At 49.4% G+C, this 22599-nt stretch carries 22 protein-coding genes; 10 read left to right on the top strand and 12 right to left on the bottom strand.

The annotated features are described in order from the left end of the window. Window positions 1–54: 54 nt before the first annotated feature. The 5 genes from rnz to thiC all read right to left on the bottom strand — a co-directional run bounded on the left by rnz (window position 55) and on the right by thiC (window position 4569). A complete protein-coding gene (gene rnz, locus WC593_01600) occupies window positions 55–993 on the bottom strand; it encodes a ribonuclease Z (protein MFA4823832.1) in 939 nt (312 codons plus the stop codon). Then, window positions 990–1763: a sugar phosphate isomerase/epimerase family protein gene (locus WC593_01595; GenBank protein MFA4823831.1), complete on the bottom strand. Its 774-nt coding sequence runs from the start codon at window positions 1761–1763 to the stop codon at window positions 990–992. Before WC593_01595 ends, rnz begins: the two co-directional genes overlap by 4 nt. Continuing rightward, the gene (locus WC593_01590; GenBank protein ID MFA4823830.1) at window positions 1760–2308 is read right to left on the bottom strand and encodes an AAA family ATPase; all 549 of its coding nucleotides are present in this window, start codon (window positions 2306–2308) and stop codon (window positions 1760–1762) included. Before WC593_01590 ends, WC593_01595 begins: the two co-directional genes overlap by 4 nt. Continuing rightward, complete coding sequence (locus tag WC593_01585) at window positions 2305–3099, bottom strand: anaerobic ribonucleoside-triphosphate reductase activating protein (protein MFA4823829.1); 795 nt, start codon at window positions 3097–3099, stop codon at window positions 2305–2307. Before WC593_01585 ends, WC593_01590 begins: the two co-directional genes overlap by 4 nt. 192 nt (window positions 3100–3291) lie before the next feature. Then, on the bottom strand, window positions 3292–4569 hold the full coding sequence (gene thiC, locus WC593_01580) for a phosphomethylpyrimidine synthase ThiC (protein MFA4823828.1): 1278 nt from the start codon (window positions 4567–4569) through the stop codon (window positions 3292–3294). A 315-nt stretch (window positions 4570–4884) separates the two neighbouring features. On the opposite strand from thiC, the gene WC593_01575 reads away from it, so the two are divergent. The 5 genes from WC593_01575 to fbp all read left to right on the top strand — a co-directional run bounded on the left by WC593_01575 (window position 4885) and on the right by fbp (window position 11528). Next, window positions 4885–7296 (top strand): CDC48 family AAA ATPase, encoded by a 2412-nt coding sequence (locus WC593_01575; protein ID MFA4823827.1) that lies wholly within the window; start codon window positions 4885–4887, stop codon window positions 7294–7296. Between the two features lie 12 nt (window positions 7297–7308). After that, window positions 7309–7752: a hypothetical protein gene (locus WC593_01570; GenBank protein MFA4823826.1), complete on the top strand. Its 444-nt coding sequence runs from the start codon at window positions 7309–7311 to the stop codon at window positions 7750–7752. A gap of 562 nt (window positions 7753–8314) precedes the next feature. Continuing rightward, window positions 8315–9220, top strand: coding sequence for a class 1 fructose-bisphosphatase (locus WC593_01565; protein ID MFA4823825.1), 906 nt, complete (start codon window positions 8315–8317; stop codon window positions 9218–9220). A gap of 20 nt (window positions 9221–9240) precedes the next feature. Continuing rightward, on the top strand, window positions 9241–10392 hold the full coding sequence (locus tag WC593_01560; GenBank protein MFA4823824.1) for a class II fructose-bisphosphate aldolase: 1152 nt from the start codon (window positions 9241–9243) through the stop codon (window positions 10390–10392). Between the two features lie 38 nt (window positions 10393–10430). Then, window positions 10431–11528 (top strand): fructose-1,6-bisphosphate aldolase/phosphatase, encoded by a 1098-nt coding sequence (gene fbp, locus WC593_01555; GenBank protein ID MFA4823823.1) that lies wholly within the window; start codon window positions 10431–10433, stop codon window positions 11526–11528. 208 nt (window positions 11529–11736) lie between these two features. On the opposite strand, the gene WC593_01550 is transcribed toward fbp, so the two are convergent. Continuing rightward, window positions 11737–11910 carry a hypothetical protein gene (locus WC593_01550; GenBank protein ID MFA4823822.1) on the bottom strand — a complete coding sequence of 58 codons (174 nt, stop codon included), beginning with the start codon at window positions 11908–11910 and terminating at the stop codon, window positions 11737–11739. A 187-nt stretch (window positions 11911–12097) separates the two neighbouring features. On the opposite strand from WC593_01550, the gene WC593_01545 reads away from it, so the two are divergent. The 4 genes from WC593_01545 to WC593_01530 all read left to right on the top strand — a co-directional run bounded on the left by WC593_01545 (window position 12098) and on the right by WC593_01530 (window position 15130). After that, on the top strand, window positions 12098–12334 hold the full coding sequence (locus tag WC593_01545; protein MFA4823821.1) for an LSM domain-containing protein: 237 nt from the start codon (window positions 12098–12100) through the stop codon (window positions 12332–12334). A 19-nt stretch (window positions 12335–12353) separates the two neighbouring features. Next, window positions 12354–12698 carry an Lrp/AsnC family transcriptional regulator gene (locus tag WC593_01540; GenBank protein MFA4823820.1) on the top strand — a complete coding sequence of 115 codons (345 nt, stop codon included), beginning with the start codon at window positions 12354–12356 and terminating at the stop codon, window positions 12696–12698. Between the two features lie 97 nt (window positions 12699–12795). After that, window positions 12796–13299, top strand: a complete 504-nt coding sequence (locus tag WC593_01535; GenBank protein MFA4823819.1) for a hypothetical protein — start codon at window positions 12796–12798, stop codon at window positions 13297–13299. 151 nt (window positions 13300–13450) lie between these two features. Next, window positions 13451–15130 (top strand): PAS domain S-box protein, encoded by a 1680-nt coding sequence (locus tag WC593_01530; protein ID MFA4823818.1) that lies wholly within the window; start codon window positions 13451–13453, stop codon window positions 15128–15130. Between the two features lie 18 nt (window positions 15131–15148). Here WC593_01530 and WC593_01525 read toward each other — a convergent pair whose 3' ends face one another. The 5 genes from WC593_01525 to WC593_01505 form a co-directional block, all read right to left on the bottom strand. Further along, window positions 15149–17227, bottom strand: a complete 2079-nt coding sequence (locus WC593_01525) for an acetate--CoA ligase family protein (protein ID MFA4823817.1) — start codon at window positions 17225–17227, stop codon at window positions 15149–15151. 70 nt (window positions 17228–17297) lie between these two features. Continuing rightward, window positions 17298–18410 carry a glutamate-cysteine ligase family protein gene (locus tag WC593_01520; GenBank protein ID MFA4823816.1) on the bottom strand — a complete coding sequence of 371 codons (1113 nt, stop codon included), beginning with the start codon at window positions 18408–18410 and terminating at the stop codon, window positions 17298–17300. A 14-nt stretch (window positions 18411–18424) separates the two neighbouring features. Then, window positions 18425–18901 (bottom strand): YkgJ family cysteine cluster protein, encoded by a 477-nt coding sequence (locus WC593_01515; GenBank protein MFA4823815.1) that lies wholly within the window; start codon window positions 18899–18901, stop codon window positions 18425–18427. A 5-nt stretch (window positions 18902–18906) separates the two neighbouring features. Further along, window positions 18907–19779 carry an ATP-grasp domain-containing protein gene (locus tag WC593_01510; GenBank protein ID MFA4823814.1) on the bottom strand — a complete coding sequence of 291 codons (873 nt, stop codon included), beginning with the start codon at window positions 19777–19779 and terminating at the stop codon, window positions 18907–18909. Then, window positions 19776–20585 carry a RimK-like ATPgrasp N-terminal domain-containing protein gene (locus WC593_01505; GenBank protein MFA4823813.1) on the bottom strand — a complete coding sequence of 270 codons (810 nt, stop codon included), beginning with the start codon at window positions 20583–20585 and terminating at the stop codon, window positions 19776–19778. The genes WC593_01510 and WC593_01505 overlap by 4 nt, the downstream gene beginning before the upstream one ends. Window positions 20586–21054: 469 nt before the next feature. Between WC593_01505 and WC593_01500 the strand changes: the two genes are divergently transcribed. Further along, window positions 21055–21609 carry a CBS domain-containing protein gene (locus WC593_01500; protein MFA4823812.1) on the top strand — a complete coding sequence of 185 codons (555 nt, stop codon included), beginning with the start codon at window positions 21055–21057 and terminating at the stop codon, window positions 21607–21609. A 281-nt stretch (window positions 21610–21890) separates the two neighbouring features. Here the strand turns inward: WC593_01500 and tpiA are convergent, their stop codons facing one another. Next, a complete protein-coding gene (gene tpiA, locus WC593_01495) occupies window positions 21891–22559 on the bottom strand; it encodes a triose-phosphate isomerase (protein MFA4823811.1) in 669 nt (222 codons plus the stop codon). Window positions 22560–22599: the final 40 nt, after the last annotated feature.

The following is a 22599-nucleotide window of genomic DNA, read 5'->3' as shown; positions in this document are numbered from 1 at the left end:
TATCCGCAAAAAAGTAAAATTGCATTAAAAGAGGATAAAAAGAGGAATACCGGATCAATCCCGGAATGGTACTTCAATCATATCGAGATCATTAGGTGATATGACCGTCCCGGAGAATTTTTTCTTTGCATCGCTGATATGCGCCGTTGAATCGATATACCGTGAACTTATGTGGACGAGAACGAGAGTGCGGGCTGAAAGGATAGTGGCGGCTTCTCCTGCCTGTGATGCTGTCGCATGATAAAATTCAGCTGCCCGGACTGCTTCGGTTTCATCGTAGGTGGCATCATGGATCAGCAGATCTGCATTCCGGGCAATCTCTCCCAAGGTTGTATGAACTGCACGGGTATCTCCGGTGTACACAATCTTACGTCCGGGACGTGGGGTTCCAAGAACGTCTTCGGGTTTCACTTCACGCTTTTGCCCTTCAGGCCCAATGGTAACAATCTCCCCGCGCTGGAGCCGCCCAAATAAGGGACCCGGGGGAACCCCCAGAGCAATTGCCCCCTCGCGGTCGAACCTGCCCGGGCGGGGATCTTCTTCCAATGAATATCCCAGTGCCGGCATACCATGACTTACGGCAAATGCGGTGATCGTGTACCCGTCAAACCTCACCCAAGAACCATGTGATAACTCAACTGCTTCAATCGGGAATTTTAAATTGAATCGTCCAACATGCCGCAGGGTAGTAACGAATTCCTGTACCCATTCCGGCCCGTAGATTGTAAGGGGTTCGGTGCGCCCATTAAATGACATCGTCTGGACCAGCCCAAATATCCCTAGAAAGTGGTCAGCGTGCCAGTGGGAGACAAAGATCGCGTTTACTAAAAAACCACAACGGGCCCTCATCATCTGCTGCTGGGCGCCTTCCCCGCAGTCAAAGAGCAGGGTGTCGGATCCGCGGCGGATCATTATGCAGGGGGGATTACGTTGTGGCGTTGGCAGGGCACCGGCGGTGCCAAGGAAATATACATGCAGGGTCTCACCGCTCACGAAAAACACTTCCGGAATACCGCTATACTCTTTTTTGCTTCTTCTATAGATCGCCCTTCAATCACAACAACCCCGGAATAGTTTTCTGCAATCGTCTTTCCGATACTACTCCAGCTGATAGTTCCGTCACCCAGTGCAAGATGCTCGTCAGACATCCCGTGGTTGTCGTGAATATGGATATGGCTGGCTTTGTTTACATAAGGCAGGAAACTGTTCACTTTGCCCAGTGTATTCGCATGACCGAAATCAAAGGTCATGCCTATTCCCTCAATACCGTCCGTCATACCAATCAATTCTTCGGGAAGCTGGCAGAGGAACTCTTTTACCCCAATCATATTTTCAACACATGCAAGGACAGAATGTTCTGCTGCACATTTTCCTATCTGCCGGAGCGCCTCTTTCTGGAGATCCCAGACTTTTTGTGGCATCAGTTTTCCAACCGGAGAGAGATAGCCCGGATGGATAGTAATCCGGTCGGTGAAAGCAGACGCATGGGTTATACACGTGCATATCTGCCGTATCGATTCGCGCCAGATGGGATCATTCAAGGTAGCAAGGTTCAGATCCCCAAAGGGGGCATGTACGGTAACGCCAAGATGTGTACTCGCAATCATACCTTCTATTTTTTTGAAACATTCGGGATTATCAAGGTTATAGTTGCCATCAGCTACGATCTCCCACCCGTCATATCCGGCATCTTCGATCCCGTATACCCAGGAGATATCATCCCAGACTTTTGATGATGAAGAAAAATACGGTTTGAGGCTCATGGATCACGTCTCAGTGAGTCAAGGACGGATGTTACAGCGGTGGAGAAATCCCCCAAACTGCCTTCGTTAGCTATGCTGATATCTGCCTCGGCAAGCGCGTTTCCTAACCCCCAGCCGATCTCGCGCTCATCGCGGTTACGCAGGGATTCAGCCTGAACAAAATCATCAGAGCGGCCACGTGCCCTGATCCGGTCCAGCCGTTTTTCAAAGGAGGAATCGATTCTGATGAGGGTAAAACCGGAAAAGTGCTTCCGGAACAATCTCACTTCAGCATCGCCACGGATCCCGTCGACAAGCACCAAAGGAGCGGTCTGACGCAGTATCTCGGGCACGCACAATGCAGCAACTGCATCCATACCCCCCTCAGCACGAAGCCTGTTTGCGGTTGCCCCGAAATTAGCATCCGTGGGTTCAAGTCCCGCTTTAAGAACCGCAGCCCGGATCATATCGCCCATGACTATGACGGGGATCCCGGCATCTGCGGCAATCTTTGAGAATTCACCTTTGCCGCTTGCTGGCAGCCCGACGACTCCGATAACTTTCACAGGATATTTCTCCAGTTATAAGATATTTCCCCAACCTCTCGTGTCCTTATCCGAACTGTTTTTTTCAGAGAGTCTGCAATTTCTTTAATTTCATTTAGTTTGAGTGGGGGGTGTTTGTTCTGTTGTGTTAGTTTTTTGCAGATATATTCCCCATTGGTCATATCAGGAGTTGCATTGCGTATTACTGGTATTTTATGTTCACCCTGCTGAAGAACAATAGATACATCTCCGATTTTTTCGGAGATTTGTCGGATATGTTCTTGATTCTCATAAAATATGGTAAACACTACTTCAAACTCAGTTAATTGTTTTTTTTCAAGTGCCTTTTTGCAGATTCGGATAGATTTTTGGACATTTCTTTCGTAATTTTCTTTTGACAGATGGCAATAGCCCTCTGTTGTACCTGAATATCCTTCCCAGGTCGTTTTGTAATCAATTGCGACTTTATCCAGCAACCCGTTAATAATTAATGCTTCAATAGTTTCAGGAAAATATCCATTGCTCTGGATTCCGACACACAGGTTGACTTTTTTTGAATAACGGGCCAATGCGATCAAAGCATCTTTTTGTAACGTTGGTTCGCCTCCGGAAAAGACAACGCCGCTAATGAATGGCGAGGAAGTTTTAATCATGCTATTGATCTCATCAATATCGCGATAATCTTCACCCGCTTGAATATTTTCATTCTGACAGTAAGTACATCGTAACGGACAACCCCGCAAAAAAACTGTGCAGACTGCCTTTCCCCGCCAGTCAATTGTCGAGAGAGAAACAAATCCTCCAAAGTTCACTTTGATTAAGATCACCGTGCCGGATTATTTTAGCAGAAAGAATATTTGACTGTATTGAGTTAAATTTGGAGCATTACATCATTACTGTCAGACAATAGTTGACAGTAGAATCCATAAGGGTTTGATTATCAGGGGCCTATAAAAACCCATAAAAAAGGAGGTGATGGCGTGGTTAAAAATGGGGGGGCCTGATTAGAACTGGAAATGCTTATTCACAATCTTGATTGCACAATAGTCGCCGCACATGGTACACCCGTCAGTATCAGCAGGCATACGCTCCTTGCGGATAGCCTGTGCCCGTGCCGGGTTCATTGCTACGGCAAACTGGCGGTTCCAGTCAAGATCACGGCGTGCATGTCCCATCTCAAGATCGAGGTCACGCGTCTTTTTTAGTTTGATCATGTCCCCGACATGGGCAGCGATGCGGGAACTCATAACCCCTTCATAGACCTCCTCAGGGGTCGGGAGTGCAAGGTGTTCTGCGGGAGTGACGTAACAGATAAAATCAGCACCGAGAGAGGAGGAGATTGCAGCACCGATCGCAGCAACCCGGTCATCGTAACCCGGGGCGATATCGGTAACAATGGGGCCGAGCATGTAAAATGGCTTATTGTTGGTGACACGTTTCATCAACGTTACATTAGCAGCGATCTCGTCGATTGGTACATGTCCCGGGCCTTCGACAATGACCGGGACATTCTGTTTGTGCGCAATATCAGCAAGCTCAGCATTGATGAGTAGTTCCTGAACGGCGGCACGATCGGTTGCATCATGGATTGCACCGGCCCGCATACCGTTACCCATGGAGAGCGTGACTTCGTGTTCTTTCATGATCTCAAGCAGGTAGTCAAACTCGCTGTAGAGCGGGTTCTCTTTTTCGTTGTGGAGCATCCATGCGGTCATGAATGCGCCGCCACGTGACACAAGTCCGCCGTGCCGGCCCTGGTTTTTCAGGCGCTTGACCGTCTCCCAGTTGATGCCGGTATGGATGGCCATGAAGTTGGTTCCGAGTTTGGCCTGCTCGGCAGTGATCCGGAAGAGATCGTCCTCTTTCATGTTGACGACAGCGCCGTCCTTGATTGCCGCCTCGATGAATGCCTGGTAGAGGGGAACACAGCCAACAGACAGGGAGGTATTAGCGATTACCTGTTTGCGGATCTCGACAAAATCGCCACCGGTAGAAAGTTCCATCAGGGTATCAGCACCAGCACGTTCGGCCTGTTTTGCCTTCTCGATCTCCTGGGGAATATCAACGATATCAGTGGAGGTCCCTATCGATGCATTAACCTTGGTCCGGAGCCCTTCGCCAATCCCGCATATTTTTACTTTTCTATAGGGTGAGACCGGGATAACGATATGGCCTCCTGCAACACCGCGCCGGACAAAATCTTCGGTGACTCCTTCCTGCTTGGCAACGATCTTCATCTCTTCTGTAATGATACCACGTTTGGCATCAGCGACAATACTCATGCTATACACGTTGCAGTAAAGACCAGATAAAGGCTTCTTTTTTCAATTCTGGACTAAAACTGGCTTGTCTTTTCAACAAGTAAAGTTGATTTGGAATAACGCAGATTTTTTTGTTTATTGTCTGGTAGCAACTACCGGTTGTCTATTGATGACGAGAGCACGGGTAATCAGATACGAAATGGGAAACCCCGCCTTATTCGGACAGAAATCTATACCATGATTCTTTGGAATTTCTTTTAGGGGAGGCGTACAAGCATTTTATATAGTATGGAACGCTAACTTATGGTAAACCTTGAATGAACGAAGTGTTTTACGATGACAGAAAAGGATTATGCAGAAGTTACAGTAAAAGAAGCAACCCATGATGATGCCGGTCGCGGAATCGCACGGGTAAGTATCGAAGTGATGAAGAAGCTCGGGTTGGTCTCAGGAGATGTTATCGAGATCCAGGGTAAGAAGAAGGCAGCGGCAGTTGTCTGGCCCGGGTTTGCACAGGATACCGGGTACTCCATCCTTCGCATTGACGGAAACATACGGGGGAATGCCGGTACCGGCATTGACGAGCGGGTAAAGATCAAAAAATCTGAGGCTGTGTATGCCAAAAAGGTGGTGATTCAGCCCACCCAGCCGATACGCCTTGTCGGTGGTGAACAGTACCTTGCACGGGTGTTACGCGGCCGGTCGGTGATGGAAGGCCAGACTGTCCGCGTGGATGTGATCGGCAATTCAATCACGTTAGTGATAGCAAAAGTCGCTCCGAAAGGAATTGCGATTGTTACTGATGAGACCGAGATTGAACTCAAGGAAGAGCCTTACAAACCCGAAGAGGGAAAGAGGGAGCTCTCCGACATTCACTATGAAGACATCGGGGGACTGGGACGGGAACTGCAACTCGTGCGGGAGATGATCGAACTTCCGCTGCGGCACCCTGAAATCTTTGAACGCCTGGGGATTCAGCCGCCTAAGGGTGTGTTGCTTTACGGGCCTCCGGGAACGGGTAAGACCCTGATCGCAAAAGCGGTAGCAAATGAAGTGGATGCCCATTTCATCACCATCTCCGGCCCGGAGATCGTCAGCGGTACCTATGGGGCCAGCGAGGGAAAACTCCGGGAAGTCTTTGAAGAAGCACAGGCTAATGCACCAGCGATCATCTTCATCGATGAAGTCGACTCCATCGCACCCAAACGTGAAGACACCAAGGGAGAACTGGAGCGACGCGTGGTTGCCCAGCTGCTTGCACTCATGGACGGTCTGAAAGGACGCGGGCAGGTTATTGTGATCGCCGCAACCAACCTGCCGGATTCCATTGACCCGGCACTCCGCCGTGGGGGACGGTTTGACCGGGAGATTGAGATCGGTATCCCGGATAAAAAAGGGCGCATGGAGATCTTCCAGGTACACACCCGGGGCGTCCCGTTGGCAGATGATGTGAAAATTGAGGAATACGCAAATTCCACCCACGGGTTTGTAGGAGCGGATGTCGCATTGCTTGTGAAAGAAGCGGCAATGCATGCAATTCGAAAGATAATCCCCCAGATTAAGCTCGATGAGGAGATCCCCAATGAAGTACTTGATGCATTGCGGGTAACTAACGATGACTTTGCCGAGGCCCGTAAGCATGTAGAACCCTCGGCAATGCGCGAGGTGCTTGTTGAAGTACCCGATATCACCTGGAAACAGGTAGGTGGACTTGAAGAAACCAAGCAGGAGCTCAAAGAAGCAGTTGAGTGGCCACTGAAGTACCCGGAGGTATTTGAGCAACTCCAGACCAAACCCCCTAAAGGAATTCTCCTCTTCGGTCCGCCCGGCACGGGAAAGACCCTGCTTGCAAAAGCGGTAGCAAACGAGAGCGAGTGCAACTTCATTGCGGTCAAAGGCCCTGAACTGCTCTCGAAATGGGTCGGGGAATCTGAAAAAGGTGTCCGGGAGATCTTCAGGAAAGCGCGGCAGGCATCGCCGTCTATCATCTTCTTTGATGAGATCGATGCGCTGGTCCCAAAACGGGGAAGCTTTGAGGGGTCATCTCACGTAACCGAGAGTGTAGTCTCCCAGATCCTGACTGAACTCGACGGCATGGAAGAACTCAAGAATGTCACCATCCTTGCAGCAACGAACCGCCCGGACATGCTGGATGATGCCCTGCTCCGTCCCGGTCGGCTCGAACGGCACATCTACGTACCGGCACCGGATGAAGACAGCCGGAAGAAGATCTTCGAAGTCTACCTCGGTGGGGATACGGGAAGTATCCTTGCCAAGGATGTGGATATCGATGCACTGGTAAAACAGACCGAAGGGTACGTGGGTGCAGATATCGAATCGCTTGTCCGGGAAGCCAAGATGGCGGCAATGCGTGAATTCATTGTCGTAATGGGTACCCGGGGCGAGCAGGAACGAAAGGACGCCATCAAGAATGTGATGATCACAAAAGCGCACTTCGATGCTGCACTGCTGAACGTCAGGGGCTCGCTGGACCGTGAGGCAATCGAAATTTCAGAACAGCAGTCATGGCAGATGCTCTATAATGAGGAGCAGCGCATCATCCTGAAAAATGCTTCAGCAGCACTCGCCCGTGCCGGTATGATGCACAAGGACACTGACAGTCCTGCGTTTGATGCACTTCGAAAGGCTACCTATCACGGTAAAAAGGATTTTGCCGCCATTAAAAAACTTACCGGAGAACTGGAAAAAAAAGAAGAATCCCCCAAAACAAAAAAATCTGAAAAATAAGGAGGAAATCAAATGAACGATGATGTACAGGATATATTCCGGGAGATGGACACACTTGCTGACCATCTCTTTGCCCGCATGGCCCGCGATTTCGGAACCGGGATACCGCAGGTATACGGTTACCGCGTGGTTATCCAGAATGGTGATAACTCTCCTGAACAGATCGAGGAACCTGAAACAATCCCTGCGCGTTCTGGTTCAGAACCCATACCGGAAGTGCACCGTATAGGAGACGAAGTGATGGTAATCACCGAACTGCCGGGTGCAACCAAAGATTCAATCCATCTCGCTGTAAAGGGAGATGAACTCATTATAGATGCCGACAGCGGTGACCGACAGTATCATATTACTGCCTCACTCCCCCCGGTAGATCCGGGATCAATACAGACCTCGATCAAAAACGGAGTCCTCGAAGTGAAGTTCAGGATTCCGGCAGAGAACTCATACGATGATTGATGAAATGAGAAACAATCGTTTTTTCTGATCTGGAGAAAACCTTTTTTTATATAATATATTGCCCCCCTCTTGCGCCACCGGTCCCCCATTGGGGGACGGGCGCAGCGCGATAGCCCGAGTAAGGTTACAGGTAATACATCGTCATCGCAACGGAGGGTGCCCTAGTGGCGGGGGCAAATCCCCCGAGAGTTATTCATGGCCCTTTGGGCCACAGAAGGCCATGGATACATGATATCCATAGTAGCGGTCAGAGTTTTCTAAATGAATTCTACAGAGCAATTTTTTCAATAATCCAATTTAGGTTTAATATCGTTTTACTCTCTATGACGGCCCTGTGAAAGTATCCGTCACGTCAGATTCGTTTATCCGCGCGTGACGTTAAGGTGGCAGATAAATGGTATCAGTCTGTTCGGCATGAGATAGGTAAGATGGGGGGAGGATTGATCGTTACGGCATGACAATAATCCTGATAAACAACGGCATCAAACGACTACATAGAGATCATGGATATCCATTTGGATAATTTGTGATGTAACGCTCTTTGTTGCAGAGGATGGCAAAAATGATACTCAAAGATTTCCTTGTCCGTGCAGGAACAGAAAAAAACCTGATGGAGTTAATTCTTTTTTTAGGAAAACAGGCTCAACAGGTGAAGAAAGGATTTTTCTGTTCAATCAGGAAAACCCCGGCAGATGAACAGACCAAAAACATGTACGGCGAAGAGCAGATGGCTCTCGATATGTACGCTGATGATGTGTTCATTTCAGGATTACAGCAGACGCGGCTTGTCCGTTATATCGCAACGGAAGAACAGCATAAGATCATCGAAGTTGAAGATGCGAAGAACAATTTCGGGATTGTCATCGATCCCCTGGATGGATCATCGCTTATTGATGTAAACCTCTGCACGGGTTCCATCATCGGCATCTATCCCGGCCATGTCCTTGAAAAGGGCGCAACAATGATTGCTGCCGTCTATATCCTCTACGGCCCTCTGACAACCCTGACATTTACCACCGGCAAGGGAGTTCATGAATTCGCTGAAGACGGTACGGGTGAATTTTTCTTAAGGCACCAGGATCTCAAAATTCCGGAAGGGAAGATATATGCACCCGGCGCCCTGAGGAGGGATTACCTCCCTGCACATGCACGGTGGATTGAACATCTTGAGCATTCTGGATATAAGCTCCGGTTCAGTGGCTGTTTTGTTGCCGATGTCCATCAGATTCTCCATAAGGGAGGTGTATTTACCTATCCCGGCTTCAAAGGAAGGGAACGGGGAAAACTAAGATTATTATATGAAGCAAACCCCATGGGAAAAATCATCGCCGAAGCGGGAGGGGCAATCAGCAATGGAAAGGGCGATATCCTGGATATCCAGCCTAAAGGTATCGACGATGTCACACCTATTTATATCGGGTGTAAAGAAGAGATCCGGCTGATTGAAAAGTTTATGCTTGATGGGTGATGAAACAGGAGTGAGGAACTATGACTAAGAATACTTTTGGCCCAATCCCCGGTTCGACAATATTGAAAGGCATTTCCGGCCGGAAAGCAATAATTATGGCTGCGAATATCCGGATTGCTACTGTCGCACAGGGGATTTTTAAAGCAGCGAAAGATACCGATTCTGCACTATTTATGGAGCTTGCCAGGTCTGAATGTGACCTGAGCGGAGGGTATACCGGGTTCACCCCAAAAACATTCTCAGAAAAGATGAATGAAGCTGCAAAGGCAGCACAGTGTGATATATGGGCTCTTCATGCGGATCATATATCGATTAAAACCGGAAATCCTGCCGAGATCGATGGAACGAAACAGTTGATCGATGCACAGATCGCTGCTGGATACACATCTTTTGCCATTGATGCCTCCCACCTCTTCAATTTTGAAGGAAAAACCGTAAGGGAAGAACTTGAAAAGAATATCCAGGCGACCACGGATCTGGCCCTTTACATCACAAAACGGATGAATGGAAAGGAGTTCGGTCTTGAAGTGGAAGTCGGTGAAATTGGGAGAAAAGACGGCCACGGGCTCATTCTTACGAGACCGGAAGAAGCGGTTGAATTTATCAAAGCATTACAGGAAAACGGGGTTTATCCCCATGTGCTTGCGATTGCCAATGGCAGCACGCACGGGCACGTATATGATGACAAGGGAAATGTCGTTGAACAACTTTCCATCGATATCCCGCAGACGCAGGCCGTTGCCAAAGCATTGCGGGATAATCACCTGCATGTCGGCATAGCCCAGCATGGGATCACCGGTACTCCCCGGGATCTCATCAACCAGCACTTCCCGAAAGGAGATATCATAAAAGGAAATGTCGGGACCTTCTGGCAGGATGTTGTATTCGCCACATTAAAAGTGTATGAACCTGCACTCTACAAAAGTATCCAGGAATGGACGCTTGGCAAATACCGGCCGTTAAACCCCGGCAAAACGGACACGCAGATATTTGACGGGAACTGCAAATTTGCCATAAAAGAATTTTTCAAGGAGCTCTATGCGGTTGACGGCGATACCGAACAGGCAATTGAAGCCATGGCCTATGCGGAAAGTCTTGTCTTTTTTAAAGCGTTCAGTTCCTATGGTTCCGCATCTCTTGTCAGAAAATCCATAAATAAAAAATCAACGTAACTTTTTTATATATAAAAGAGATTCTATAGTGATCTCGTATGCCAAAAACCACTATTTCTGTTATTAAAGCAGATGTGGGAAGTTTTCCCGGTCACTCCCGCACCCACCCGAAACTTCTGGAAAAAGCGGCAAAGATGCTCAAGGACCAGAAAGGCAAGCTCCTCATTGACTGCTTAGTCACTCACTGTGGGGATGATCTCGAGCTGATCATGACCCATACGCATGGCGTTGACAATGAGAAAGTCCACAAGCTGGCATGGGACGTGTTCATGGAATGCACCAAAATTGCCAAGAGCATGAAACTCTACGGCGCAGGACAGGACATGCTCTCGGATGCATTTTCCGGAAATGTCAAAGGTCTCGGGCCCGGCGTCGCAGAAATGGAATTTGAAGAGCGGGCAAGTGATCCCGTTCTTATTTTTATGGCAGATAAGACCGAGCCGGGTGCATGGAACTTCTTCCTGTACAAGATTTTTGCCGATCCCTTCAATACTTCCGGGCTGGTAATAGACCCTTCGATGCGCAAGGGTTTCATTTTCGAGGTCCATGACCTCATGGAAAAGCGCATGATCATGTTCAAATGCCCCGAAGAGATCTACAGTCTTCTTGCATATATCGGGGCACCGTCACGGTACGTTATCAAGCACGTGTTTACCCGGGATGGTGTGATTGCAGCTTCCAGCAGCACCCAGCGCCTGAGCCTGATTGCGGGAAGGTATGTGGGTAAGGACGATCCGGTCATGATTGTCCGCTCTCAGAGTGGTTTTCCTGCGGTTGGTGAAGTGCTCGAACCCTTCTGCACACCGGTACTTGTGGCCGGCTGGATGCGGGGATCACACCATGGCCCTTTTATGCCCGTAGGTCTGTGTGATGCAAACATGACGCGGTTCGACGGTCCACCCCGGGTCATCTGCTTCGGGTTCCAGATTTGCAACGGCGAACTGATTGGCCCTGCAGATATGTTTGATGACCCGGCATTTGACCGGGTCCGCTCCCGGTGCAATGATCTTGCCGATATCATCCGATCACAAGGGCCCTTTGAACCCCATCGTCTTTCATTAGAGGAAATGGAGTACACCACCCTGCCTGCCGTTGAAAAAGATCTCAGGGCACGCTGGGCGCCGATTCCCGAATAATCTTTTTTGCTCTGGAGAAATCATTTAGAAAACTCTGACGCTCCCTGGGGCTTTGCCCCCGCCACTGGGGCACCCCCTATTGCGAAACGTATTACCTGTAACCTTACTCGGTCTATCGCACTGCGCCCGTCCCCCAACGGGGGACTGGTGGCGCAAGAGGGGGGGCAATATATTACGTGAAAAAAGGTTTCATATGAAAATCGTGTTCTCAAGATATGATAATGGGGGTTGAGACCCCCATACCCCCGGTAATGATGAACGTCGCCGCCCCCGACGGGGCGCCCCCGCGGCGTTTGAGGTCTAAATATTCTAAAACCTCCTTGCCCCGCCGTGCCTGAAGAGAGGCCCTGAGGCGGGGGAATATCACAAACTTGTTTTTCATGGTTCGGGTGTGAACTCCCGTTCATGCCTGTTTCTACAATGCAATTTTTTTTTGATTCGCTATCACTTACCCATTCGTTTTTGCAGCAGTATTTTCCTCTCTCTATTGCTCATGGACACGTACGTACAGCTCAAAGGACCGGTGCAATGAGCAAACTTTAATTATCTTACATCCCAAATTAGGGCAGATGGTTAACGGAATTGTTTTGCCGATAAAAAAAGTGTTTGCGCTTGTGGATTCAAAAATATCCGTAGAGATCAAAGACGAAGGCAGGAAACTGCAGGGCCGTCTCGTTGCTGTGGATGAGTATCTCAATATCCACATGGACGAGACGATCGAGTTTGTAGATAACCAGCGGGGCAGGAGCCTTGGAACCGTTGTAATCCGGGGCAACAATATCCTGACCATCGCACCGGTTATCTGAAATGATCAAAGGTGGAACTGTGGACGATCCTGTTGATGAAGCACTGAAACTAATTCAGTCAAAACCTGAAGGCGTTCTTCAGAGCGAGCTCTGGAAAGAGCTGGGTGTTGATAGCCGGAAGTGCTCGCGTATTGTCAAGAAACTCGAAGAGGGCGAACTCATCGACCGGATCGAATTCAAAAAGGACGGGATCAAGACCTACCTCCTTAAAGCCCGGCAGATGCCGGTCAATCCCTCCGACCTGCTGGCAGGAGATGAATTAATCCCGTGTATCGGTTGCGAGCTGGAGTGCGTTGTCGAAGAATGCCACCCGCTCATGGACTGGATGTACCAGCTGGCGATCGTCCAGCATACCGAGGAATAAATTTCAACTAATATTTTTCTGACAATTTGCTTTTTTGCAGGTATGATTAATCTGACTGGCAAAAAACAGCGATGTTCCTTATGGCACAGGGGTTATTATGGATAAATACCGGACTTCATTGCTATTCCAGTGCCTGATTTTTTTGATCCCCCTCAACATCTACATGTGGGGGAACTGGCTGCTGGTCAATGTACAGTGGGCATTTTTCCGTTTTCAGCAATCAGAATTGGGGAACTGCCTGGTTTTTGGTTACCAGGATATTTCCTATATTTATTTTGGCCAGAATACGGGATTATTCAACATTGCTGCAGCCTGCTTATGGACAATGGGATCAATAATTCTTTTTGTCGGTCTTCTCACCACGATTTACGCTTATAGTGATGAAAGATCTTCGATGCTCAAAAACGCTTCTTTTTTTACTATCGGCGGAGGGATCATTCTGGGGGTATCCGCTTTATGCCGGTTCCAGGGCGGTTTTGCCATTCCCATCGGGGTCCCCATTATCCTCATAATCGGATGGTGGATATACGAGGAAAATAGTATTGAAGAGGAGATTGACATGGAATCTGACGATGATTTGGAAGAAGTACCGGATTCCTGAAATCACCGGTTTATCCTTTTATCCGCTCATCGTTTTCAGCCCCTCTGTTTTTCCCGACCCTTCCCGGTGCGCCATTCTCAACAACTATTTATCATTCAGCCATCCACCTCTTAGTAGTGAATTCAACGCAATTTTCTCCGGGAGATGCCCGATGATCTCTGTTTTGTTTGTCGATGACAATACGGATCTTTTTGCACAAGTGCGCTCGTTTTTAGAAAAGACCGGGGAGATCAAGATCGATAATGCCCATACCATAAAACAGGCCATTGAAAAACTTAAAGGCCGCAATTACGATGTTATCGTTGCGTACGAGCAGCAGCCGGATGTGAATGGCATTGAATTTGTCTCGGATATGAACGGGATCGAGTTCATCAAGTATCTCAAATCCGTGGGAAATGTAACCCCGGTTATCCTGCTCGGCAGGAGAAGCTCGGGTAAGGTTGCCGTTATGGAAGTTGCCCACGGAACTGAGATTGCCTTTCCGAAAACAGGTGATCTCCGGCCGCAACTTTTTGAGATGGTCAACCTGATCAAGCAGACCATGCTGCGCAAGAGATCCGAACGCGAGATCAAGGCGCAGAATGAACAGCTTGCCGCCATCCTCTCTGCAACCCCGCTGGGTATCTTCCAGGCACGCAATGGCATCATCGAATGGGTGAACCGCCAGTTCCCTGCTATTCTCGGGTATGATGAGTCGCAGTTGGTGGGAAAAGATCTCCGGGCATTTCTCTCATCTCCTGAAGATTTTGATCTTATCTCCCGGGAACTGCAGATCAAACGGGATGCACAGGGAGTTTCCCACGCGACGTGCCTCTTTGTGAAAAAAGATAAAAAAACCATTGCATGCCAGCTTCAGGTGCTGCCTCTCGACACCCGCGACATCTGTAAAGGCGGAACATTTGTCGTAACCGATATTTCAGAAAAACAGAAGATTGCCGACGCATTAAAAGAGAGTGAGGCAAAGTACCGCGAAGTTATCCAGAACACCCAGAGTATCATCATACGGATGGACATGCAGGGTATTATCACGTTCTTCAATCACTATGCACTCACCTTCTTTGATTATACCAGCGATGAAGTGATTGGAAAGAACGTCAACAGCACGATCATTCCGGCAAAGACCCGTTCGGGTAATGATCTCTCCATGATGGCAGATGATCTGGGTTTCAATGCCGAAGGATATGCCGTCAACGTGAATGAAAATGTCCGGCGCAACGGTGACCGGGTGTGGATCGCCTGGATCAATAAAGCCATCCGCGACGAGAAGGGGCATATTGTAGAGATTCTCTGTATCGGTAATGATATCACGGACCGTAAAAGGGATGGCGTTGTGCGAATCAGTACGGATACCTGGAAAGACCTCGTAGTAGCAGACAGCGATGTAAAAGAAGAAGTCTTTGATGCAGTCTTTCACATCTGCACGGAGATCTCTATTGAAGGACGGGAAGGAAAACCGGTAGGGACAACATTTCTCATTGGCGATACCAAAAACGTGCTGGAAAAGTCCCGCCAGATCATCTTAAATCCGTTCGAAGGACATAGCCCGGAAGCCCGCCGTATCATGAATCCTGAGCTCAAGGAAAATATCAAGGCCCTGGCCCAGCTTGACGGAGCGTTTATCATTACCGGGGATGGTTTTGTCGAATCTGTGGGACGTTACATTACCGTCGACACGAGCAGTGTCAAACTCCCCCCGGGGATGGGGACACGGCATAACTCGGTTGCGGCCATTACGCAGGTTACAAAAACGGTGGGTATCGTCGTCTCCCAGAGCGGCGGCGTGATCACCATCTTCCGGAACGGGCAGATCTTGAAAAAGATTACGTTATAATGGTGATGGACAGCACGTTTACCGGTTATCTGTACTGCACCGGCGCCCGTGGAACTCTTCCCAGCAGATGTGCCGGCAGATGTTGCCTACTGCTTTGAATGCATCTTCAAGATCCGGGAAGTTGGGGATGCCGGAATCCCTCAATATCCGCAAGGGGGTCTTCATCGAATCGCCACCGATCATGCACCCGACAATCATCTTGTGCGTGCTTTTTGAGAACCGGACCAGCTCATTGGCAACGCGGATCGGATCGGAAATAGCCGATGGGACTGCGATAATAAAAGCGATATCCCAGAGATCCTGGTTACGGATCATCACATCGAATGTACGGGCGAACCGGTCTGCGCTTGCATCACCGACCATGTCGATGGGGTTGCGCCGGTTCCAGTCTACGGGCAGGATGGAGTCCAGTTCTTTGATTACCGCCGGGGGAATCTCCACCATCTCAATACCCATTATGTCTGCGTAATCGGAAGACAGGACCGCAAAACCCCCCGCATTGCTGATCACAATTGCACGGATACCTTTGGGATACCCTTCCGATGCGAGGAGTTGGGCGGTCTGGAATGCCTCCCGCATCGATCGCGCAGGGATTACACCGGATTGCCAGAAGGCTGCCTGGTATACATCGTAACTGCCCGCAAGGGAACCCGTATGGGATGCAGCAGTCATCTGGCCAATTTTCGATGAACCGGCTTTTATTGCCACAACCGGCATTTTTGGTGTGACCTGCCGCACGATCTCCATGAAACGTCTGCCGTTGCGGATCTGCTCTACGTACATGATGATGGCTTTTGTGTCCGGATCATCAGCAGCAAAGAGGATATAATCTTCAAAGGTGAGATCTGCCTGGTTGCCGACACTGATCACTTCAGAAAACCCAATCTCTTCGGGCAGACTCCAGTCCACCATGGTTGTGATAATCGCCCCGCTCTGGGACAGGAAGGCAAGATTTCCGGGTTTTGGAGAGACCGGATCAAAGGTGGAATTGATCCCCTGGTGCGGGAACATGAGCCCCAGGCAGTTGGGACCCATAATCCGGATATTGTATTGTTTTGCAAGGGAAATGACACGATCTTCCAGTTCACTTCCCACAGGCCCACTCTCCCGGAATCCTGAGGAGATGATCACGACAAGAGATATCCCTTTCTTTCCTGCTTCTTCTACTATCGAAGGGACAACCTTTGCCGGGACAATCACGATTGCAACATCGACCGGGCCGGGAAGGGAGGTAAGTGAAGGATAGGTGGTGCGGCCAAGGATCATATGGTGTTTCGGATTTACCGGGTAGAGTGTTCCGGGAAACGAGAGAAGATTGCGAAGTACCGCATAGCCTACCTTGTTGGGTTCAGCAGAAGCACCGATCAATGCGATGGATTTGATATGGAGCAGTTCTTTGGGTAGTGGCCGGACGGGTTCCGGTTTCACAGGAAGGGGGGTGTCATCCGTATAGAACCGGGCATCCACCGCACACAGCCCGTGCTCATAGAGAAAGACCGGATTGATATCGAATTCCACGATATCAGTGCTCTCCATAAAAAAATGTGCAATGGTGTCGATAAGGTTTACCAGTGCTTCCTTGTCACGGGGGGGTTCGTTGCGGAACCCCTTGATCAACCGGTACCCGTTCAGCTCATGGAGCATGGCATTGATATCCGTAGCCGTGACCGGGAGCACCCGTAGTGATACATCTTTTATCAGTTCGACCAGAGTCCCGCCCATACCGATAGTGATCACTTTTCCAAACGCCGGATCGATCCTCCCGCCAATAATGATCTCCAGTCCCTTCTCGAGCTGCTGCTCGACCATGATCCCTTCAATTGTTGCTGACGGATTATAGGTTCGGACATTGGTGAGGAGCTTGTCATATGCGCCAAGCAGCACTTCTTTATTCCGGATACCGGTGATCACCCCGCCGGCATCACTCTTGTGGACGATCTGGGGAGAGACAACTTTCAGTACCAGGGGAAATCCCGTTTTTTCAGCAGCAGAAACTGCCTCAGTAATGGAAGTGGCAAGTGCATACCGGGGAATCGGTACGCCCATTTTCTGTAAAATTTCATACCCCTGTGCCTCTGAAACCAGTTGACGCGACATGTCCCCCTCACTCAACCAATGGATACATGCATTGTGGTATTAAGTGTTGTGATTACAGACCGTTATCGAATTATGGGGTGAAGTATGGTTCGTTCTTTTGCAAAGACGTCGCCATATCTGACAGGACAGGGAAGAGATCTGCATTAATTTTATAACGATCCCGCATGAGCTCTGCCAGACTACCCTTACCGAGGCGTTGCTGGATCACCGGGAGATACTGGCGTTCATCCTCGGTTGCATGTTTCCATGCCAGATCATACAGTTTATCAAGGTCTGACCGCAGCCCGCTGGTGCCATTCCGGATCACCTGATCCGTGAGTGCCATAAGAGTATCCTGATCCGTTTCAACCGGGAGTGACTTACACCGGAGAAGGGCACGGACAAATGCGCAGACAGCCATGTCCGAATGAATGCATTCCTGTTCGTCAAGCGCCTTTATCTCAAGGCATTTGCGTGAGAACCGGATGATCACCCCGCTGGAATTCAGCCATTCCTCGCAGAGAATACCGGCATCACGTTTCTTCAGTGCTGCATAGATCTCTTCCTGCGAGGAATGATAATCGTCAACCGATTGGATCTTTTCCGGAATGATGCCATTGCAGATCCGTGGCATTTCCCGCTGGTTCTCGCGGTAGTATACCAGACGGTTGTCCATGGAGCCGGTCAGGTTTCCTTCAACAAACGGTGAGGAAGCAGTAATGGCGATCAGGTAGGGGAGGATACAACGCAACCGGTTGTAAAGCAGGACGAGCTCCTTTGAATTCCTGTAGGACAGGTTGATCTGGAGTGCCTGTATGTTTAACCAGCCATGTTGCTGTATGTTGAAGAGCCGGTCATACATCTCGTAATATTCCCCTTCATCATGGTCCCAGACAGCCGTCTGTTCCAGCCGTAAGGTGGGATGCATCCCCAGGCCCAGCAACCGGTACTGGTCGGGAAATATGCGATAAAACTTGTGGATCCCGCTCATGAGGTGCGATTCGAGAACCGATAGAGTATCCACAGGTACCCGGGGAATGATCTCGAGCACGGTCTTCTGGAGTTCCTTTCCCAGTTTCACATCCCCAAAGAGGATCTCGCTCTCGTACCTCCCGCATATCGTCTTAATAATCTCGTCCGATAGGGGCAGGGGATTAAACCGGTTATCGTTGATAGAATACTCGTGTTCGGTGCCGATCGTCATAATCAGAGATGATCCTACCGGGGGATTTCTGCCACTTTGTCGGTTTCGGGCTCTTCGATCCGGCAGATCACCGCAAGCTCGTCATCGGTCAGATTCTTAACGAGGTGCGTGATACTCCTGACTGCAAGCTCATACTGCTGCCGGTACGCTTCCGGTATCTCCTTTAACAGGCCGACAATGGGACAGATCCGCTCATGTTTGAGGTAAATTGCGATCATGTCGCCGTTCATATCAAAGGTAAACGGTCCTGACCGGCAGGTCTCGGGCTTAAAGGCATGAATACTGCATTTGCCATTCTTTGAGAGGACGCATTCACCATTTTCCCGGGTTTTTAACCGCTTGTACCCGACGAATTCAAATACATCGGGGGATACCCCGGCCGCTGTCAGACGCTCACAACACGCGGATGATACCGGGGGATGAGCCTCATCGCAGCAGTGACCGCCGCATTCCATACAGATCGTTTCAGCACGTAGTAACCAGTTTTCCATAACAATCACGCTGCAAAAAGATGGGATATAATCGTCTCGAAGACACGGGGATAACAATCATCCTCACCGCTCTCGATCGACGGGTTGTCATTCACTTCAATCACGTACGCATCGCCGTTATTGTTTTTTATATCGACGCCATACAATCCCCGTCCGATGGCATTCCCCGCATCGATCCCCAGTTGGATCACGTGGGGCGGAACCTCTTCGGGCGGAACACTGTCAACCCCGCAATAGACAATATGACCATTGACCGAGGCCTGTATCTTGAACGTGACCGAAGGAATCGTGTATTTGCAGGCATAGAGCAGTTTACCATCAAGCACCCCGATCCTCCAGTCATATTTGCTCTCGATATATTGCTGGACGACAATCCAGTCAGACATCTTGATGAACCGGTGGGCAACCTTGAAAAAATCTGCAATATCGCTTACTTTTTCGACACGGAGGGAGAAGGAAGTGGAAGGTTCTTTCACTACAAGTGGCGTGCCGAGTTCGTCAAAAAGCCGGGTCACCCGTTCGACATTCAGCTCCTGCCTGGGTAAAAAGACCGTCTTTGGGAGAGAGACATTCTTTTTGATCAACCGGGAATACATGTGGATCTTATCCGAACAGCACCGTATCGAATCCGGATCATCAATGACCGGGATTCCATGAAACCCTGCCATCTGTGCGGCTACATAGGTAATATTCATCGGGTCAGTCCGGGCCCGGATAAAGAGCGCATCCATCTTTTTGATCTTCTGGATATCCACCGGGAAGATAAAATTCGCTGAGTGACCCAGAGTCTCGGCAACGTCACGGCACCGGATCAGGGCATTCAGCTGCTCGGAATTCGAAAGGGTTTTCCGGTCAACGAAGATCCCCAGCCGGCTCATAGGAACTCCTGGTGGGACAGGAATGCTTCAAGGATCACACGTTCATTGTCGGTCATGTGAGAATACCGGGCAGGAGACAGCGATGAAAGGGCAGAGTGATTTCCGTTTTTCACCAGCACCATCTGGAAGAGAGGAATTGAAAAGAGATCATAGATTTTCCCGGCTATATCTGCGACAGCGTCATCCTCACCACCGGTCTTTCCGAAGATTACCGTACACTCGCTGATTTTTACATCTTCGCCCAGTTTCTGGTAACAGAAAGGGTATTTCCCTTTGTTGGTGAAATGCCGGACTGCTTCTTTTGCTCCCTCGTTGTCATAGACGGTAATATACTCCGCGGTTGTTGCAAAATAGTTCAGGCCATAGATGATGGCTGGCAGCGGTACATATCCCTGCGAGATCTCCCAATCACAGACCGGGATACCGGCGAGTTTTGCCCGTTCAAGACAGATGGGCACGACAAACGCATCGATCACCGCACCGGAGGACGGGTGTATCTTCATTCCCTCCATCTCCTTTTGCAGGATAGTATAGTACGTGTCGGTTTTGTACGAGTAATCTTCACTTACTACGTGGGAAATCTCACCACGCCTGATAATAAAAAGCGAATCTTTGTGCAGCAGGTTGTTTTTTCTGCCGTTTGTTTTTGCCGGAAGTTTCCCTGCACACGTTACAGGTGAAAGGTAGAAAGCCGGTTTTACTGCTGCAGGTTGTGGTGTGATGGCGATTGCAGCTGGACCGTATCCTGCACTTTGGGGAAGGGCGATTTTTTCCGGGGGTGGGGTTTTACCCCCTCTATTGTTCATAATCCCATCAACCCGTAAGAACAACGGTTCTGAAAAACCGGGTTAATTGCACCTGTTTCGCCCGGAATTATCTGTGACAAGGGGTTATTACAGGCTGACAGATGTGCATATGCCGGGATGGAACAGCATATTTTTCGCTCTGCACCATGTGTACCGGGATAAATAATTAAAGAGGTAAGAAACACCGGATGGTGCTCTTCATCGTCATCTTCAGAGAGACAATCGGCCATGTTGAACACTAATCCAACAATGTGTGGATTGGGTTATCGTTGATAGCTATATGCAGTACTGTTTAAAGAATTTTGCATGACCGGGAGGAAAATAACCCTGATTCATAGAAAAAATCACCCAGCCTCAGAGAGCAATTTCCCATTGCCCGATGAAACAGCGCGTAAAGTGTACCTTTTTATCATGGGCACGTTGAAGTGAGCATAAGATTGATTACTTTCTATCACCATCAGTAATCAAGATGCATATCCCAACCCCGGAAGAACTTCGCACGCGCCGCGAATCGCTTGGTCTGAAACAGACCGAACTGGCCCGGCGGGCAGGAATCAGCCAGTCAATGGTTGCAAGGATCGAAGCAGGAAATGTTGACCCCCGAATAAGTACTCTCAACAAGATCATTGTGGTGCTCAACAGCTCCGAGCCCAAGAAGATCAAGGCAGCGCAGATCATGCACATGCCCGTGCTCTCTGTCCAGCCTCAGGACGCAATTACCCGCGCAGTTGAGATTTTCGAGAAAAATAATATCTCACAGTTGCCGGTCATTGAACGGGGATCTCCTGTCGGGTGCATTTCAGAAACAGTGATTGTAAAGGCAATCGAACAGCAGCGCCTGCACAAGACCCACCTGTTTGTTGTGCGGGATTTTATGGAGCCGGGATTTCCGACAGTGCCTCCGGACATGGATGTGGAGACGGTTATTAATATCCTCCAGCAGAACCACGCGGTGCTGGTGGTGGAGGGCCGAATGGTCCGGGGTGTAATTACCAAGCATGACCTGATCTCGTTAATTGTTTGATCCTTTTTCCCATTTTATTGGGCTGCCTCATATTATCGTAAAATATGTATTCAGATCCTCGGAAAGACAGGATACGGTAAAGACAGAGAGTATTTATAGTAATAATTAAACGATTACCTATCGTGGTTGAATCCACCAAGGACGTGTTTACATGGCAGAAGAATCCACGGAAATCAGCAGCATGACGGTCATCGGAATCGGCGTTGTAATATTTGTGGTGATTGTGGGAATCTGGTACCTTTTCCTCAAATAACTCGCCCTTAAACGAAAAAATTTTGTTATCAGAGTTTTGAGACGAGATCCCGAAGAATCGCGCCCGGATCTTTTGCTTTTACTACACTTGATGCGAGCAGCACGCCATCCGTTCCGAGGTCCACGGCGATCTTTACGCATTCTCCTGACTGGATCCCGGCGCCGGTCAATACTTTTACCTTTGGATGTACTGCGTGGACCGCAGCAACCGATCTCCTGATAATATCCGGATTTGCTTTTGAGACCGATACGCCGCTTCCGATAAGTTCCGGGGGCTCAATGGCTACATAGTCCGGCCCAAGGGCAGCGGCACCGGCACTGGCGGCCTCATTGTTTGTACAGACCACCGAGATGAGCTTGTGCGCCGCGAGGCCCCTGACCGAAGCTTCGATATCTGCAAGAGTCAGGCGCTGTTCCGAGTGGTTTACGAGGGAACCTGCCGCACCCGCGACTTTGATCGCATCAACGGTAATATGCCCGGTGTTCGCGCCGGGTTCACACCCGTCCACGTGCTGTGCATAGACCGGAATGGCAAAGTGATGACTGATCGGGTGGAGATCGATGTATGACGGGGCTATACCAATAACCGCCCCGCTTTCGCGCGATACGAGTTCTGCTGCCTGTGCGATCATGTGGGCACGGTTGCCCATCCCCTCCCGGTACGTTTTCAGGTTCACAAGGATTAGTGGTGAAGGCATATCTGACACTCCTTAAATATTAATTCCTGATTACACGATT

Origin of the sequence: Methanoregula sp. (assembly GCA_041645435.1) — an archaeon.
In the GTDB taxonomy this organism is placed as follows: Archaea; Halobacteriota; Methanomicrobia; order Methanomicrobiales; family Methanospirillaceae; genus Methanoregula.
Note: the sequence above shows the minus strand (reverse complement) of the source record. Positions and strands in the feature narration are given on the sequence as shown.